Source organism: Ruegeria sp. ABV3_008 (assembly GCF_056161185.1).
Genome location: NZ_JBSWYP010000002.1, coordinates 469,291 through 485,452, shown reverse-complemented (window position 1 = coordinate 485,452; position 16,162 = coordinate 469,291). Strand labels below are relative to the sequence as shown.

Sequence of the window (16,162 nt, the reverse complement as noted above, 5' to 3'; positions counted from 1 at the left end):
GACATTCCGAAGCGAGAGCGGGAAACGGATGTACAGCATCACCGCAAGACGAATGATTTCGGGACTGGTTTTAAAGTACTTGAAAGAGGCAAGTCTGGTCATCGGAAAAAGCTACGCAAGCCCCCTGCACGCCTAAACCAAAGTTCCTCTGACAAGACCAAACGTCGGCGTAGGTTGGGACAAGAGATAGTGGACTTATGCTGCATCCCTCGAGCTTTGCGACGGAATTCCAAGGATAATATTCCACTGTTAGCCAATGACACGGCCAATTGACTGCAACTCCTCCCAAGGCTGATTAAAACTGAGCACAGCTTTGTTTGCGGAACTGTTCCAAATGTATCAATCTCTTCAGAAAGTTCTCGGCTTCGGATAGATCGTTTACGTTGAGAATAAATAGAGATCATTCGCAGTATTTTCGTGAGATTCTGCCACGCGGACTTAGCAAACCTTCGAACTCAGTCGAAATAACTTCTCGAGCAGAGTTGTGCTATGGTGCCTTCAATTATGGAGGAAAAATTGTTTCGCTATGTTTTGCCAGCAGCTCTCATTCTGGGGAGCCCAGTCTTAGCTCAGGATGCAATAAATCCGAGAGGCCTTTCCGGTCCTTCAGGTAGACCTTATTCACCTTACGCTGAGCGCGCATATCCAACTCAAGTCTATTTTGGTGACACTCACGTTCATACTGGTCTTTCCGGGGATGCTGGTGGAGGCGGTACGCGCCTCATGCCGCGCGATGCCTATCGGTTTGCGCGTGGAGAAGAAGTTGTGTCGAACACGGGGCAACCTGTAAAGTTATCGATGCCTCTCGACTTCTTCATGATTACAGATCATTCGGATGCGATGGGTGCTATTACCGACATCATCGGAGGTGCTCCCAACATCTTGGCAGATGAGCAAGGCAGATATTTCCATGAAGAATTCAATAAGGGTGGAGAAGCCGCTCTAGCGGCAGCGCTCGAGCTTACAGCGGCTTTTGCTCAAGGACAGGTTTCCCCCGCGCTGAACTACCAACCGGGCAATCCCGCGTATGCCCGCGTTTGGGACGAAATTATCGATGCCGCGGAGGAGTACAATGACCCCGGCGTGTTCAGCACCTTTATCGCCTATGAATGGACATCTCTCATTGCAGGGAACAACTTGCACCGAAATGTGATCTTTCGCGACGGGCCTGAGCTCACAAAACAGATACTGCCTTATACAACAACGCCACCTATGGGCTCACCTAACCCGCGTGATCTTTGGAAGTGGTTGGAGAACTATGAGCAAACGACAGGCGGACGTGTTCTTGCTATTCCACACAATGGTAACTTGTCTAACGGCTGGATGTTCCCGTTAGTCGATGACTTCGCGGATGGGGTGCCGTTAGATCCCGCATACGCAGAAGCGCGTAACAAATGGGAAAGACTATACGAACCAACTCAGATTAAGGGAGATGGTGAGGCCCACCCGTTCCTTTCACCAGACGATGAATTTGCTGACTTCGAAACATGGGACTACGGCAATCTGGATGCTTCTGTTCCGAAAGAGCCAGAAATGTTGCCTGGTGAATATGCTCGATCCGGGTTACTTCGCGGCCTATCTTTGGAAAAGGGTTTGGGAGTAAACCCTTTCAAGTTTGGCCTGGGCGGGGCTAGTGACACACACACAGGCTTAACTGCTCCAGATAACGACAATTTCTTCGGGAAGTTCACCGGTTATGAGCCCAGCGAAGAGCGCAGCCAACATGTCAGCAAGACCTATGCAGACGGGAACGTTGCGCTGCTTTCGTCGCAGTATATTACTGGCGGTTTGACAGCTGTATGGGCGCAAGAGAATTCCCGCGAAGCCATTTGGGATGCGATGCATCGGCGTGAAACCTACGCAACTACAGGACCTCGAATGCGCGTCCGAATGTTCGGAGGATATTCTTTTACCGAAGAGGATGCCTTGCGGCGGGACTTGCCGCTTGTGGGATACACCAAGGGTGTGCCGATGGGTGGGGATCTTGGCCCAGGGGAAGGCGCACCTTCCTTTTTGGTATATGCGCTTCGTGATCCGATGGGAGCAAACCTGGATCGAATCCAGATCATAAAGGGCTGGATAGATGCAGATGGAGAGCAACGGGAAAAAGTCTACGACGTGGCCTGGTCTGGTTCCCGCAAACCAGATGCCGCTGGTAAGTTGCCGTCAGTAGGCACCACAGTGGACCTTTCTATCCCCTCGTGGACTAACACGATTGGAGCCTCTGAGCTGGGAACCGTCTGGGAAGACCCGGAATTCGATCCCTCGGAAAGCGCATTTTATTATGCCCGGGTAGTAGAAATTCCGACCCCTCGCTGGACGGCGTATGATGCAGTGAAGTTCGGAATAGACATGCCGGATGGTGTCCAGTTAACAGCACAGGAACGTGCCTACACTTCGCCGATTTGGTACTCGCCACAACAATAGTTCGATTTACGATGTCGGTCCGGTATGGGCTCGAAGCGGTCGTTCGCTAAGCTGTGCACCATTGGCAGCTGTGCGGACAAGGCGACAGTTCGCTGCGGCTGCGCAAGTGTCCGCTCCCGCTCTGCGAGGTCAAGAGGGTCGACTTTGTCCCTAAAGACGTTTCAGCCAGTACAATTCAAATCACTACGGCACAGACTCCGCCATGCGCACCGACAACGAATATATTATCATGTGTTTGTGGCACAACTTCAATGACCCGCGCGCCAAACGTTTAGAGATTCTTCGCAGCATATTCCTGACAACTGTCGCATCTTCGTGCATGATGAAAAAACAGGCAGACTTTTTTGCCTTCATGGAAGTGCTTGAATTCTCAAGGGGCGCGCTTTGGAAATATTGGTTAACGGCATAAACACGGTTCTTTGGAACTACGTATTGATCTACGGTCTTCTTGGAACCGGTATCTTTTTTACAATTCGTCTTGGTGCGCTTCAGTTTCTCCATTTTGGGGAAATGTTGCGCGTCCTGACGTCTGCGAAGAGCACGGACAAAAGAGGTATTACTCCTTTTCAAGCGCTGACAGTAAGTCTGGCTTCTCGCGTCGGCACTGGAAACCTTGCTGGCGTAGCGGTAGCTCTGACCTTGGGAGGTCCGGGCGCAATCTTTTGGATGTGGATCGTGGCATTGGTAGGAATGGCCACCGCGTATTCCGAAAGTACTTTGGCTCAACTCTACAAAGTCACGTCTTCTAACGGAAGGTTCAGGGGAGGTCCTGCCTTCTACATGGCCAACGCCCTGAACGCTCCTTGGGCTGGGGTCATTTTCTCGATCTGCCTGATTGTCAGCTTTGGTTTGGTTTTTGTCGCCGTCCAATCCAACTCGATTGCTGAAGCTTTCGAGGGCGCATTCGGGTTAAACAAATTGGTCGTTGGCATAGCGCTGGCCGCAGCCGCAGCGGTAGTCATATTCGGTGGAATAAGAACCATCGCAAAGTTTGCAGAGATCGTTGTACCGCTCATGGCGGGTCTCTACCTCTTGCTTGCCTGCGTTGTCGTAGTCCTGAACATTTCCGAAGTACCCGCAATGTTGTGGTCGATTGTTGCCGGGGCATTTGGCCTTCAGGAAGCTGCCGGAGGCGTGACAGGAGGCGTCATGGCTGCTGCGCTTAACGGCATCAAACGGGGACTTTTCTCAAACGAAGCGGGCATGGGCTCGGCCCCAAACATTGCAGCGGTTGCAACACCTGATCCCCACCATCCTGCCAGCCAAGGTTTCGTTCAGGCATTTGGGTGTTTTGTGGATACGATTTTGGTCGCAACGGCAACTGCACTGCTTATTCTTCTGTCGGGCGCTATCGAAATTGATGGACCTACCGGAATGCGACTGACTCAAGACGCCGCGGCGGTCCATCTCGGCGAAATAGGCCGCCACTTTATCGCGATTGCCATCGTCTTCTTTGGTTTCACATCCATACTTGGCAACTACTCATATGCCGAAAACGCGATGACGTTCCTAAAATTGGAAGGCAAATTACCGATTTACATCTTGCGATTGGGTTGCCTTTCAATGGTTGTCTGGGGCGCAGTGCAAGCTGTTGCCACAGTGTTCAATTTCGCGGATGCGGCCATGGGAATAATGGCGACCATCAATTTGGTTGCGATAGTGCTGCTCTCTGGCACCGTCTACAAACTAACGGTGGATTATTTCTCGCAACGCCGACAGAACCTTGAACCTCGCTTTGTCGCAAGCAAATTTCCCGAGCTTAGCAAGGGCGTAGATCACACTGTCTGGACGGAGGAGATCCATGCCGACACTCAAAACCACTGAAAGCGAAAGGCTTCAGGAAGTCTTGGACGACATTGCAGATCGCATTGCCGGCATGTCCGAAAGGGGGAAGGTAGCACAGTATATTCCAGAACTCGCCACAGTTGATTTGAACCAATTCGGTATTGCCGTTGCACCCATCAACGGTCCGCTAGTGTCTGCTGGGAACGCGAACACGTTGTTTTCAATCCAGAGCATCTCAAAAGTGTTCTCGCTTACTTTGGCACTGCAACGGGTTGGCGCCACCTTGTGGCAGAGAGTTGGCCGAGAACCTTCCGGCGATCCGTTCAATTCAATCGTTCAGCTCGAACACGAGCGCGGAATCCCAAGGAACCCGTTTATCAACCCCGGAGCGATCGTAGTGGCCGATGTTCTGCTCGAAAACTGTTCTGCTGACGACGCAATCAACGACCTCTTAGCGTTGTGCCGAGAGCTTGCAGAAGACAACTCGGTTGAGGTTGATGTCTCGGTTGCAGATTCAGAGATCCGAACCGGTTCCAGAAATCGTGCGCTTGCCCATTTTATGCAGGCGGAAGGCAACCTTAAGGCACCTGTAGAGGATGTTCTGTCGCTCTACTTTCGCCAGTGTAGCATCGCCATGTCTTGCGAACAGTTGGCGCTAGCAGGTCGTTTTCTTTCGGCGGCGGGTCAAAATCCGGCCACCGGCGCAACAGTATTATCAGCGCAAAGAGCAAGAAGAGTTACTGCGCTCATGATGATGTGTGGATCCTACGATGCTTCGGGCGAATTTGCCTTCCGCGTTGGCCTTCCAGCGAAAAGCGGCGTTGGCGGCGGAATCTTGTGCATTGTACCCGGTATCGCTTCTGTTGTCGCCTGGAGCCCCGGGCTCGATCAAAAAGGCAATTCCTATCTAGCAACAATCGCCTTTCAAGAACTGGTACGCGCCACGGGGTGGTCCATTTTCGGTCCAAGTATTTAACCCGGATTGTGGGAAACGGGTTCAAATAAATTATGTTGCGCTTCAATGACCGGCAGAGAGCACAACGAACGTCAGACCGGTATGGGTGGCGGCGATGTCAGACGAATTCGAACCAGTCTCCGTTTGTGGCGGAATCCATGATCCTATTCGAAACAGTGTTGACGCCACTCGGCAAGAGCGAAGATGCGCGTCTGCTTGAAGGTATCTCGGCTGGCGAGCAATCTTTACTGGTTGAAGTGGTTGTAGACGGAGGAGTGGAAGGACGCGAATTTCTGTAAACTTCGCATGCGCCTGAAACGCAGCATCGCACGTTCGCGCCGTCGGAAAGGAAGGTGCGAATTCTCGACGCGGTTGTTGAGCCACCTGCCCGTCTGTTGTTTTTCGAGCGCGCCCATTTCTCTGAGCGCAGCCTTGTAGGAAGCAAATCGATCTGTGACGATCTCTTCAGCGCGACCGTGCCGCTTGATCAATTTTTTGGGGGATTTCAATGCTGCCTGCTTGTTTCGACGTTTGGTAACAACCGCTTCCAGTACCTCGCCTTCGTGATCAACGGCCCGCCAAAGATAATGCCGCTTGCCATTGACCTTCACGAAAACCTCGTCCACGTGCCACTTCCATTTGGAGAACGCGTGCAGTTGCTGAACACGCTTCCGTCGGATCTCAGCTGCAAACATCGGGCCAAACCTGTTCCACCAGTATCGGACAGTTTCGTGGCTCACATCGATGCCTCACTTGTGAAGCAAAACTTCGACATTCCGAAGCGAGAGCGGGAAACGGATGTACAGCATCATTGCAAGGCGGATAATACCGGGGCTGGCTTTGAAATACTTGAAAAAGGCAGGATTGTTGCGAAAGTTTCGCAACAATCCTGCCCCGCTCAAGCAAAGTTCTTCTGACAAAACTTCCACAAAGACGTCGAGAACGCAGAACAAATGCTACGCGAGTTACGAAAACAAGGATGGGTAAACCCTGTCCGATAGGATGGTGCGCAACAGCTTGTAGCGATGCCAAGGTCAGAATTGTCTCTGCCGGCGCCGGTACTCAGGTCGACACTCAAATCACCAAAGCGGAGTCGAAATCGACATCGGAAAGCCAGACTAAGAGACGTTTGATAGTTTTTGCAAAGTCCGCTTTTAGCGCATAACCGTCATCTGAGCAAATCATTCGAATGACCGCGTCAAGACCGCAGCATACCATCCGACTATAACAGTTCTCTCCGTGTCGCGACTCGGCAATTTAGCAAATCGCATCTTACGATCAGGGATTATGGGCTCCAATTTAGCTTGCCGCCTCGCAATGCGGCCGCAAATTCTGCGGATTTATGTACTGATAACCAATTTAAGCCCTAGAGATTCAAAGCTTGCACTGGACATTACCGTTCTGAACAGGAAAGCATCTCAACAAAGACCGTTTGCGAAAGCGGGCCTCGCTGTAGCAAATTCAAACGCGGCCGAGCAAATGCAGCCGGCGATAGTAAAAAATAATGTGGGGGAACTTATGACGTATAAATCGATTGCAATTGCCGCATCCATCGGGTTGCTGGCCACCGGGGCATTCGCTGAGACTAAGGTCGGTATGATTACTACTCTGTCCGGTGGTGGAGCCGGCTTGGGGATCGATGTGCGCGACGGTTTCATGCTGGGTATCAAGCAATCTGGGCGGGATGATATCGAAGTCGTCGTCGAAGATGACCAGCGAAAACCCGATGTCGCCGTGCAGCTTGCTGACAAGATGATCCAATCCGAGAAGGTGGATATCCTGACGGGCATTATCTGGTCGAACCTCGCAATGGCGGTTGTTCCAGCGGCAACGGCCCAAGGTAAGTTCTACTTGTCGCCGAACGCGGGACCGTCAGCGCTGGCCGGTCAGGGCTGTCACGAAAATTACTTCAACGTCGCCTGGCAGAACGACAACCTGCACGAAGCAGCTGGCGCCTATGCCAACACAGCTGGACATAGCAACAGCTTCATCCTCGCCCCAAACTATCCGGCGGGTAAGGACGCTTTGACTGGGTACAAGCGGTTCTTCCAAGGCGATCTTGCCGGCGAGATTTATACCGAGCTTGGCCAAACGGATTATGCGGCCGAGATTGCTCAAATCCGCGCGTCCGGCGCAGACAGTGTCTTTTTCTTCCTTCCCGGCGGAATGGGGATTTCGTTTCTCAAGCAATACGCGGATAGCGGCGTTGATTTGCCCGTGGTGGGACCGGCGTTTTCGTTTGATCAGGGCATCCTTCAAGCCGTCGGGCCCGCAGCACTTGGGATTGTGAATACCAGCCAATGGAACAAGGATATCGACAATCCAGCAAATGCCGCGTTCGTTGAAAGTTTTGTTGCCGAGTACGGGCGGCTTCCGTCTCTCTACGCAAGCCAGGGCTTCGACACGGCACAGTTGATTGTTTCGGCGCTCGGATCGGCTGACGTCTCGGATCAAGACGCGTTCAGAGATGCATTGCGCGCGGCCGAATTCGACAGCACGCGTGGCGACTTTGCGTTTGGTCCAAACCACCATCCAATTCAGACTATCTACGCGCGCGAAGTCATTCAGGAAGGGGATGTATTCACCAACCAGATCATTGGTGTGGCGTTGGAAAACCACTCGGACGCCTACGCGGCAGATTGTAAAATGTAATCGGAGGGCCGCCCCCAACTAAATGGCGGCGGCCCGTTTTTGCTCGAACCGTGACTTTAATCCTTATCGCCGAGCAGATTCTGAACGGAATACAGTTCGGCTTCATGCTCTTTCTCATGGCAGCAGGCCTGACGCTTATCTTCGGCGTGATGGGCCTAATAAATCTTGCACATGGATCGCTCTACATGGTCGGCGCTTTTGCGGCTGCGGCGGCCGCTGCGGCGACGGGGTCGTTCTTGGCGGCTGTTGCAGCTGCCATTGCAGCGGCGGCTATGGCCGGGGTCATCGTCGAATTGGCAGTCATTCGTCGGCTCTATGCCCGCGATCACCTCGAGCAAGTGCTTGCGACTTTTGCGCTGATACTGATTTTCTCCGAGGGTACGCGATGGATCTTCGGTTCATTCCCGCTGTTTCTCGATATTCCGAGCTATCTGTCCGGTCCCGTTTCATTGCCAGGCGGCATTCAGTACCCGCTCTATCGCCTCGTACTCATCCTTGTAGGGCTTTTGGTGGCGGTTGGGCTGTGGCTCTTCATCTCACGGACCCGCATTGGCATTCAGATTCGGGCCGGAGAAAATGACCGCGAAATGATTGCAGCACTCGGCGTTGATATTGGCAGCTTGTACACGTTTGTCTTCGCGCTCGGAGCAGCGCTCGCCGGATTGGCGGGAGCACTTGTAGGTGCTATCCAGTCGGTCCAGATCGGAATGGGTGAGCCGATCCTGATCCTCGCTTTCGTCGTGATAGTAATCGGGGGCATCGGGTCCATTCGGGGGGCGCTTATCGGCAGTTTGCTGGTTGGTTTGACCGATACCCTGGGCGGCATCTTTCTGCCGGAATTGTTCAAACTGTTCGTGGCACCAGATGTTGCGACGTCGACAGGGTCGGCATTGGCTTCGATGTCAATTTACGTTCTTATGGCTGGCGTGCTGATCTGGAGACCCACCGGGCTGTTTGGGGCGCGCGCATGATCCCGGAAAAAGCACTAAACGCCATTCTCATAAGCCTGCTTCTTTGTGTGCCGCTTTGGGCTTGGGTCTCGGACGAACCCTTCACAATTACGTTGGCGACCCGCGCGGTCATCTTCGCTCTGGCCGCGGTTGGTCTCAATATCGCGCTTGGGCTTGGAGGGCTCGTGAGCCTCGGGCACGCGGTCTTCTTTGGGATTGGCGGCTATGCGATGGGTATTCTGGCGTTTCACGCTCAGACGTATTCGCCATTGATGGAATGGCCGTTTACGATTTCTGGAACCAAGCTCATGCCTGTGATCTGGTTGGTGGCAATACTGTTTTCAGGTGTTGCCGCCTTTATAATCGGGCTTCTGTCGCTTCGAACTTCCGGCGTGTATTTCATCATGATCACGCTTGCCTTCGGACAGATGTTTTTTTTCTTCGCAATCAGTTGGCCTGCCTATGGCGGAGAAGACGGCCTTTCCATCTACATTCGAAATTCGTTCCCGGGTATGAACACGCTTGATCCCATACAGTTCTTCGGGATCTGTTTTTCAATTCTGAGCCTAGTTCTTTGGCTAAACGTGCGGCTCGTAAAATCGCCCTTCGGGCTTGCGTTAAACGCAGCGCGGCAAAGTCCCGAGCGGGTGGAGGCGGTCGGGCTTGATCCGTTTCGGCTGAGACTCATCGCATTGGTGATTTCCGGCATGATCTGTGGGCTGGCGGGGGCGCTTTTTGCTGATCTTAATCGCTTCGTCAGTCCCACGATGTTCAGCTGGCAGATGTCAGGTGAACTGATCGTTTTCATAATCCTCGGAGGGCTGGGCCGGACGTTCGGACCGGTCGCAGGCGCGACTCTGTTCGTCGTACTCGAGCACGCGCTTGGAGGCATTAGCGAATATTTCCTATTCTTTCTTGGTTTGCTTTTGTTGGTGGTCGTCCTTTTCGCCCGCGGTGGCCTGTACGGCGTCTTTACGGGAAGGTCTGACCGATGATGCGGCCCGTGTTGGAAGTTGAACGTCTCACTCGACGCTTTGGCGCCCTGATGGCAAATGACGACGTGACATTGGACGTGAGGCCCCGCGAAGTTCACGCCGTGATCGGCCCAAACGGGGCTGGTAAATCGACGCTCATCGCTCAGATCTGCGGCGGTCTGAAGTCTGACGCAGGCTCGGTTCGCCTTCAGGGTATGGATATCACTCACGAGACCACTAAAAACCGGGCAAGGCTCGGGCTCGGACGCACCTTCCAGATTTCTGCTCTAGCGTCAGAGGACACCGTCTTGCAGAATGCCATGCTGGGCGGGCTTGGGGCCAAAGGCCGACCCTGGCAATTCTTCCTACCCGTTCTTGGCGACAAAAACCTGCGCGATCACGCAGAGAATGCATTGCGTCGCGTTGACCTGATCGACTTTGCAGACAAGCGAACTGGCGAACTCAGCCATGGTCAGCGCCGCCAACTGGAACTCGCAGTTGCGCTGACCCTTGAACCGAAGGTGTTCATACTAGACGAGCCAATGGCCGGTTTAAGCGCGGAAGGCACGAAGCTGCTCACGAACCTGCTGAGCGACTTGCGAAATCAGGCCCCGATCCTGCTTGTGGAACACGACATGGATGTCGTCTTCAAATTGGCTGACCGAATAACAGTTCTTGATTACGGGCGTGTGATTGCCACCGGATCAGTCGAAGATATTCGCAAAAATCCAATAGTTCAGAGCGCCTATCTTGGAGAGAACCTATGAACCTTCTTTCCATCTCCGGCCTAGTCGCAAGTTATGGGAAAAGCCAAGCCCTCTTTGGCGTTGATCTGACGATCGATGCGGGCCAAGTCGTCGCCCTTATGGGGCGCAATGGCATGGGCAAGACAACCACCGTTCGCGCCATTTGCAGAATGATCGGAAGCAAAGGCTCGATGGTGTTTGCCGGCACCGACATTCGCAGACTGTCGAGCCACCAAGTGGCAAGTTTGGGCATTGGTCTTGTCCCAGAAGGCCGCCGCGTATTTCGCGATCTGACAGTGCGTGAGAACCTCTTAGCTGTGTCCCGTCCCGGCCATTGGGACATCGAAAAGGTCGTTGCGCTTTTCCCGCGTCTCAGCGAACGCGCCGATCAGCTTGCGGGCTCATTGTCAGGCGGTGAGCAGCAAATGCTGGTCATCGGGCGCGCTTTAGTCACCAATCCACGCTTGCTCATATTGGATGAGGCTACGGAAGGGCTCGCACCAAATATCAGGCGAGAAATCTGGGCGACTGTGGAGCAACTGAAACGGGAATCTGGTCTTTCAATTCTGGTAATCGACAAATCGCTTAGCGAGTTGCGAGCAGTTTGTGATCGAGCGGCCATCCTTGAGCGAGGCAGATCGGTCTGGTCAGGCGCAATGGACGATCTGGATAGTAAAATCAGCCAGCGGCATCTCGGCGTGTAGTTGGTATAAATGCCCAAGCCTTTAAAGCTGCGACGCGGCCACTAATTCACTTTTTATGTTCGAGGCAAAATCAGAATTGCTCTCAAGATGCGAACCGCATTGCTTTCGCCTGGATGGTATGGCTGCTTCGTCCGCGAAGAAACCATCAGACGCAAGGCTGTGAATGCCTGGATGCGACGCTAGCGGCTGCTGCAAAAGCAATAACCCGAAGGGTAACCAAAGGCCGGTAGGGGCATTCTCCAGACCTCGGAAGTGGCGCAGCATGTTATCATAGAGTGCGTCGGTCAACGTCGGGTTGTTGCTTTGGGAGGGCATGGCGGATCGGAGGATCAGCATGGTAACACGAAACTTACCGACCATTTGCACGCTTCGCCTAGCTTGGAACGATGGACGTATCGTTGGCCAGAAACAAACGATGAAGCCAAAGCACGTCTGGGCGATCCGACTTCGGCTGGAACTGGAAAAGAACTATCGCGACCTCGGTCTGTTTAATATGGCAATCGACAGTAAACTTCGCGGCTGCGATCTTGTGAAGATGAAGGTCGTCGGCGTGATGGTATCAGGGTAAATCAAAGAACGCGCCTCCGTCCTGCAAAGCAAAATTCAAAAACAGGTCCCCTTCGAGACTTATGAGTGTACGCGTGCTTCAATCGAAAAGTGGATGGAAGATGAACTCACGACTGGCTAGGAGTATCTTTGGCCGGGCCGCCTTCATGAGCGTTTGCACATTTCGACACGTCAATACACGCGGATCGTAGGGAATCGGTCACTTCCATCCGCCTAGAAGCAAGCGTATACGGCACGCATTCGATGCGACGAACGAAAGTTATCCAGACCTACAAGTAGACGTGCAACCTGCGCGCCGTGCAGTTGCTTCTTGGGCACATGAAAATGGACGGCACGGTTAGATATCTGGGCGTCGAACTTGAGGACGCTCTAGCTATCGCTGTAGCTAGCGAAATATAGACACTTGGTCCGTTCGCACGGACGGCTCTAAGCCTACGCCCATCCCACTCTGCGGTACTGCACTACAGCATTCTCAAAGCGGACTAGCGGATTGCTCCAATAGGTTTGGCCACCCTTAGTCTTGAGTGTCGGAGGGCAGCCATATCCAACCTTTCGCAACTAAGCTTTGCATTGCGCGACAAAAAAAGACCAACGCGTCTTACTGCCGATGGGTTATGCTGCCATTCTGTGGCTTCCAGCTTCATCCGCCGGTTAAGTCTTCAAAGAGCGCCAGACAATTCGAAAGAGCAGAGTGATTTTGTCAAGTGCGTGTCGCGCGAGCGACGATGGACGTCCCGCTTCTGTGCCAGTCGCCGTCGATCTCAACGAGCTCACCCAGAACAACATAAAGATCAACAAACACACGCCAGCCGAGCGCCAGACCTGTACCTTGGGCTGCTGCTTCAAGCAAATAGACGTAGCTGTCGAATTCTTCACCCTTTGGCCAATTGGTGTATTCGGGATGGACTTCGCTCCAATCGGCATTGCAGAGACTATGAGCAAATGAATTTCAGATTATCTTAATCTAGTAAGCTGATCCAAATGGCTCGGCTTATACTACTTAAAGACTTAACAATGTCGTCGGGTTAGTACCGGGTGACCTCGACTGCGACCGCAGCAAACACCACACCAATCAACAGAGCTTTTGTATTCACTGCCGAAAGGCTGGGTAGTTTAACCCGAAGCGACAGGGCTATTATCACACCCCCTGTTACCCCAGTCGCAATTGAATAGATCATGCTACTTTTGTCTGCGTTGAGACCGATCAATATGCCGACTGCAAGCGACGCGACAAAGTATGCGCTTAACCATCCAGACATTTGTCCGGGGTGGGTCTTTTAGAGAAAGATATTCACCCCAAACAAATGCAGTGAATAGGCCAACGTTCCAACAGCGTACAGCTCAGGTGATGTTCCCGTCGTTTGCATGACGGTAATGGCAAGCAAGCAGTTATAGGTTCCAAGTGCCACAGTGTCCAAGCCAAGCGACAACCTGTTATCGGCCCCCGTGTGGCGACTGGCTTCCAGCAAGTAATAAATGAGAAATCCTAGGAGCGAATAACCGAATAGCGAGTTTTCCCATTTCCCATTTCCCATTTGCAGCCAAATCGGCCGACAATTCACCGATTTTTGGCAGTAAGAAAAGGAAAGCATAGCCAAGTCCAATCCCAGATGAAAAATCAGAAAGCCAGCCTGCTAGGGCGGGGAATCTCCGGTAAAAAGACACGCAGAAGACGTGAACAGTGCCGATGACTGCAATCGATGTTATCGCGAGGTATGTCGACGCGTCGAACACGGCTAAGATCCAATGATCACACTACAATTTGTATGAGACACACCTTGGGAGCAAAAGCACAACCCAAAAAGTGAAGAAGGTGCGGCTTGAATAGAACACTCGACGACAGCTTTCTTCTGCACTCCCGGCATTAATGCACGGTGCAGAAATTTGAACTTAGGGCTCGAAGCAGTCATTCGTCAGCATTGGTCGGATGGCTGGTGCAAGGTTCCATCGGGGCCCACTCAAGCGGCGTCTGAAACCTCGCGAGGCCGAGTTGGAGATAGTTTGGCGCACGCGAGGCCCCACTCAGACAGCGTTTAAAGCCGTACAGACTAAACTGGCGCGACGTCACTCACTACCGACGAACCAGCAACGTGGGTACCTTACTCTTGGACCGCAAATGACCGTAAAGTTAAAATGTTAGATCACAAAGGCAGTCTGCTTTTTGCAAGGGTAACCAGCGAAATAGACTACAAATTAAGAGCGTCAATGCTGTTCTTCCGGCCGTACGTTGCCTCTACATCTCTGAATTTAACTTGTGGCCAGTGTCAGAGATACTTTGCAAAACGGCACAACGACATCGAATGAGTGCTCTCTATAGGCTCAAAGCTGTTTTTCTCCAAATTGCATGCCAGTGACTGGCCCAAGCCCAATTTTGACTTCCAGTTTTCTTAGTTCAAGCGTTCAAAAAAATCTTGTGGATATCAAATGGAGTGCCAACTCACGAATAAACCCGTTGGCTATCTGCTGCTTCCAATAGCGCCGCAGTAACTGCGTCGATCATTTTAGTGTGAGGCGATGCGGTCATACTTGCCAAACCAACAATGCGCTTAGGTCCGTTCTGTTCAAGGGGGATCCTTTTAAGACGCAAGTGGTCATATGCAGCTAAGCGGCTGTCAGGGATGATTGATACTCCAAGTTCAGCGGCCACCATACTTGAGATTGCTTCGAGGCTCTCCAGTTCCATGGCGTCTTTGACTTCAATGCCCTTTCTTTGCAGCCAAGTCTCGATTTGCCTTCCTACAACGGCATCACGCGTAAAACGAATAAACGGTGACTCACCAAGCAGTTCTTTCGGAGGTAAATCTGGGGTGTTTTCCGAGACAAGTAGGACCAGTTTTTCGGATACAATTTCAGAGAATTCCAGCGTGCTTGGCAGAACATCTGGTCGGGAAATGATCGCCGCTTGAATCTGCCCGCGGTCTAACTGTAGCAAAAGCTGATTAGTCAAACCTGGCACAATCCGTACATGGATATCCGGATGCACGGACTTTAGCCTCGCTAGCGCAATCGGCACCAGTCCAATCAGGGTCGTTGGAACGGCACCCAAAGTTATTTCACCAGAGAGTTCGTTGTTCGACTTCACCCTTTCCGCCAAACCATCATATGCGGCCACCACCGCAGCAGCCTCTCCGACGAACGTTAGCCCGGTATGAGTAAGTTTGGGCGATTTGGCTGATCGGTCAAATAATTCGAGCCCCAACGTGACCTCTAGATTCCGCATCTGGTGACTGACCGCAGACGGAGTTAGATGCTCCGCCTCTGACGCGGCACGGAAGCTACCATGTCGATGAACTGCTATTAGAGTTCGCAGTGACCGAATGCTCATTCCGGTAACCTCGCTACCGCCTAATCCGTGATCGATATGTGAAAGTTTTTCACCAATTAGTCAAAGAAATTTCGTTTTTGTTCATTTTTGTTGGTGTGTAACTTGCGCATAGCATGCCCAACGAAACCAAACCCAGAGGTGCTTATGGTTGCTCCCAAATCCAACGCCTACACTTCCATCGTTGCCAAACCCTTCGCTCCAAACCTTGGCGCCGAGATCTATGGAGTAGATTTGAGCCAGCCTGTGCCTGACGATCAGTTTGCGGAGATCTGCGACGCCTTTCACACCTACCAGGTGCTGTTCTTCAAAGAGCAGAAGGAAATACCGCCTATACAGCACATCGAATTTGGGAAACGTTTTGGACCGCTTCATGCGCACCCCGCAGCCCCAACGATGGAAGGATATCCAGAAATATTCGAAATCCATGCAACCAAGAATTCCAAGGTCGCAAACGGTGAGTTCTGGCACTCTGACGTCTCTTGCGACGAGACGCCGCCCCTTGGAACTATGCTACAAATCCATATCGCCCCTCCCTGCGGCGGGGACACCATGTTCAGTGATATGTATGCGGCCTACGACGATCTTTCTGAGCCGATAAAAAATATGATCAACGGATTGTCTGCGCTTCATAGTTCAGAGCATATCTATAAAGGCCGCTATAGCGACCGGGGACAAAAAGACAGCGAAATTGATTGCCCCGAAGCGGTTCATCCAATCGTTAGGACTCATCCGGAAACGGGCCGGAAATCGCTGTTTGTGAACCGGACATTTACAACAAAGATTTTGGGCATTTCGGATAAGGAAAGCGACGCGATCCTCAACATGCTTTTCGAGCATGCAGAGCAAATCAACTATCAAATCCGGTTCAGGTGGTCGCTTAACGACATGGCCTTTTGGGACAACCGGTGTTGTATGCATCGCGCTATCTGGGACTATTGGCCCGCAGAGCGAAAAGGGCGACGTGTGACCGTGAAAGGCGATAGACCTGTTTAGTCTCGACCGAACCGAGTTGCTCTAGCCGAGTTCGCTATACGGAGAATACGTCAGCGACCAAAGGTCAGTTGAACTTCCGCTTCG

General features: G+C 52.4%; 12 protein-coding genes and 3 pseudogenes. 11 read left to right on the top strand and 4 right to left on the bottom strand.

Annotated features, from left to right (window positions below; translation table 11 throughout):
- Nucleotides 1–102, bottom strand: a pseudogene (locus tag ACXAH8_RS06505) (IS6 family transposase); the annotation flags it as partial.
- Between the two features lie 387 nt (nt 103–489).
- Between ACXAH8_RS06505 and ACXAH8_RS06500 the strand changes: the two are divergent.
- The 4 genes from ACXAH8_RS06500 to ACXAH8_RS06485 all read left to right on the top strand — a co-directional run bounded on the left by ACXAH8_RS06500 (nt 490) and on the right by ACXAH8_RS06485 (nt 5,188).
- Nucleotides 490–2,427, top strand: a complete 1,938-nt coding sequence (locus ACXAH8_RS06500) for a DUF3604 domain-containing protein (protein WP_475216992.1) — start codon at nt 490–492, stop codon at nt 2,425–2,427.
- A 202-nt stretch (nt 2,428–2,629) separates the two neighbouring features.
- A complete protein-coding gene (locus ACXAH8_RS06495; protein ID WP_475216990.1) occupies nt 2,630–2,836 on the top strand; it encodes a hypothetical protein in 207 nt (68 codons plus the stop codon).
- Nucleotides 2,812–4,251 (top strand): alanine/glycine:cation symporter family protein, encoded by a 1,440-nt coding sequence (locus ACXAH8_RS06490; protein WP_475216988.1) that lies wholly within the window; start codon nt 2,812–2,814, stop codon nt 4,249–4,251. Before ACXAH8_RS06495 ends, ACXAH8_RS06490 begins: the two co-directional genes overlap by 25 nt.
- Nucleotides 4,229–5,188, top strand: a complete 960-nt coding sequence (locus tag ACXAH8_RS06485; RefSeq protein ID WP_475216986.1) for a glutaminase — start codon at nt 4,229–4,231, stop codon at nt 5,186–5,188. Before ACXAH8_RS06490 ends, ACXAH8_RS06485 begins: the two co-directional genes overlap by 23 nt.
- A gap of 143 nt (nt 5,189–5,331) precedes the next feature.
- On the opposite strand, the pseudogene ACXAH8_RS06480 reads toward ACXAH8_RS06485, so the two are convergent.
- Nucleotides 5,332–5,979, bottom strand: a pseudogene (locus ACXAH8_RS06480) (IS6 family transposase).
- A 706-nt stretch (nt 5,980–6,685) separates the two neighbouring features.
- Here ACXAH8_RS06480 and ACXAH8_RS06475 point away from each other — a divergent pair.
- The 6 genes and pseudogenes from ACXAH8_RS06475 to ACXAH8_RS06450 all read left to right on the top strand — a co-directional run bounded on the left by ACXAH8_RS06475 (nt 6,686) and on the right by ACXAH8_RS06450 (nt 12,159).
- A complete protein-coding gene (locus ACXAH8_RS06475) occupies nt 6,686–7,819 on the top strand; it encodes an ABC transporter substrate-binding protein (RefSeq protein WP_170474978.1) in 1,134 nt (377 codons plus the stop codon).
- A 50-nt stretch (nt 7,820–7,869) separates the two neighbouring features.
- Nucleotides 7,870–8,790 carry a branched-chain amino acid ABC transporter permease gene (locus ACXAH8_RS06470; protein WP_475216984.1) on the top strand — a complete coding sequence of 307 codons (921 nt, stop codon included), beginning with the start codon at nt 7,870–7,872 and terminating at the stop codon, nt 8,788–8,790.
- Complete coding sequence (locus ACXAH8_RS06465) at nt 8,787–9,764, top strand: branched-chain amino acid ABC transporter permease (protein WP_475216982.1); 978 nt, start codon at nt 8,787–8,789, stop codon at nt 9,762–9,764. The genes ACXAH8_RS06470 and ACXAH8_RS06465 overlap by 4 nt, the downstream gene beginning before the upstream one ends.
- Nucleotides 9,761–10,510: an ABC transporter ATP-binding protein gene (locus ACXAH8_RS06460; protein ID WP_475216980.1), complete on the top strand. Its 750-nt coding sequence runs from the start codon at nt 9,761–9,763 to the stop codon at nt 10,508–10,510. The genes ACXAH8_RS06465 and ACXAH8_RS06460 overlap by 4 nt, the downstream gene beginning before the upstream one ends.
- Nucleotides 10,507–11,193, top strand: coding sequence for an ABC transporter ATP-binding protein (locus ACXAH8_RS06455; RefSeq protein ID WP_475216978.1), 687 nt, complete (start codon nt 10,507–10,509; stop codon nt 11,191–11,193). Before ACXAH8_RS06460 ends, ACXAH8_RS06455 begins: the two co-directional genes overlap by 4 nt.
- Before the next feature lie 334 nt (nt 11,194–11,527).
- Nucleotides 11,528–12,159, top strand: a pseudogene (locus ACXAH8_RS06450) (tyrosine-type recombinase/integrase).
- A 301-nt stretch (nt 12,160–12,460) separates the two neighbouring features.
- Here ACXAH8_RS06450 and ACXAH8_RS06445 read toward each other — a convergent pair.
- Together ACXAH8_RS06445 and ACXAH8_RS06440 are read right to left on the bottom strand one after the other, a co-directional pair.
- The gene (locus ACXAH8_RS06445; protein ID WP_475216976.1) at nt 12,461–12,610 is read right to left on the bottom strand and encodes a hypothetical protein; all 150 of its coding nucleotides are present in this window, start codon (nt 12,608–12,610) and stop codon (nt 12,461–12,463) included.
- A gap of 1,587 nt (nt 12,611–14,197) precedes the next feature.
- Nucleotides 14,198–15,085 carry a LysR family transcriptional regulator gene (locus ACXAH8_RS06440; protein ID WP_475216974.1) on the bottom strand — a complete coding sequence of 296 codons (888 nt, stop codon included), beginning with the start codon at nt 15,083–15,085 and terminating at the stop codon, nt 14,198–14,200.
- 144 nt (nt 15,086–15,229) lie between these two features.
- Between ACXAH8_RS06440 and ACXAH8_RS06435 the strand changes: the two genes are divergently transcribed.
- Complete coding sequence (locus ACXAH8_RS06435; protein WP_475216972.1) at nt 15,230–16,078, top strand: TauD/TfdA dioxygenase family protein; 849 nt, start codon at nt 15,230–15,232, stop codon at nt 16,076–16,078.
- The last annotated feature ends 84 nt before the right edge of the window (nt 16,079–16,162 follow it).

Excerpts from the sequence above, each read along its gene's own strand:
- ACXAH8_RS06500 (WP_475216992.1), top strand. The coding sequence starts at position 490 with ATGGTGCCTTCAATTATGGAGGAAAAATTGTTTCGCTATGTTTTGCCA.
- ACXAH8_RS06495 (WP_475216990.1), top strand. The coding sequence starts at position 2,630 with ATGCGCACCGACAACGAATATATTATCATGTGTTTGTGGCACAACTTC.
- ACXAH8_RS06485 (WP_475216986.1), top strand. The coding sequence starts at position 4,229 with ATGCCGACACTCAAAACCACTGAAAGCGAAAGGCTTCAGGAAGTCTTG.
- ACXAH8_RS06475 (WP_170474978.1), top strand. The coding sequence starts at position 6,686 with ATGACGTATAAATCGATTGCAATTGCCGCATCCATCGGGTTGCTGGCC.
- ACXAH8_RS06465 (WP_475216982.1), top strand. The coding sequence starts at position 8,787 with ATGATCCCGGAAAAAGCACTAAACGCCATTCTCATAAGCCTGCTTCTT.
- ACXAH8_RS06460 (WP_475216980.1), top strand. The coding sequence starts at position 9,761 with ATGATGCGGCCCGTGTTGGAAGTTGAACGTCTCACTCGACGCTTTGGC.
- ACXAH8_RS06455 (WP_475216978.1), top strand. The coding sequence starts at position 10,507 with ATGAACCTTCTTTCCATCTCCGGCCTAGTCGCAAGTTATGGGAAAAGC.
- ACXAH8_RS06440 (WP_475216974.1), bottom strand. The coding sequence starts at position 15,085 with ATGAGCATTCGGTCACTGCGAACTCTAATAGCAGTTCATCGACATGGT.
- ACXAH8_RS06435 (WP_475216972.1), top strand. The coding sequence starts at position 15,230 with ATGGTTGCTCCCAAATCCAACGCCTACACTTCCATCGTTGCCAAACCC.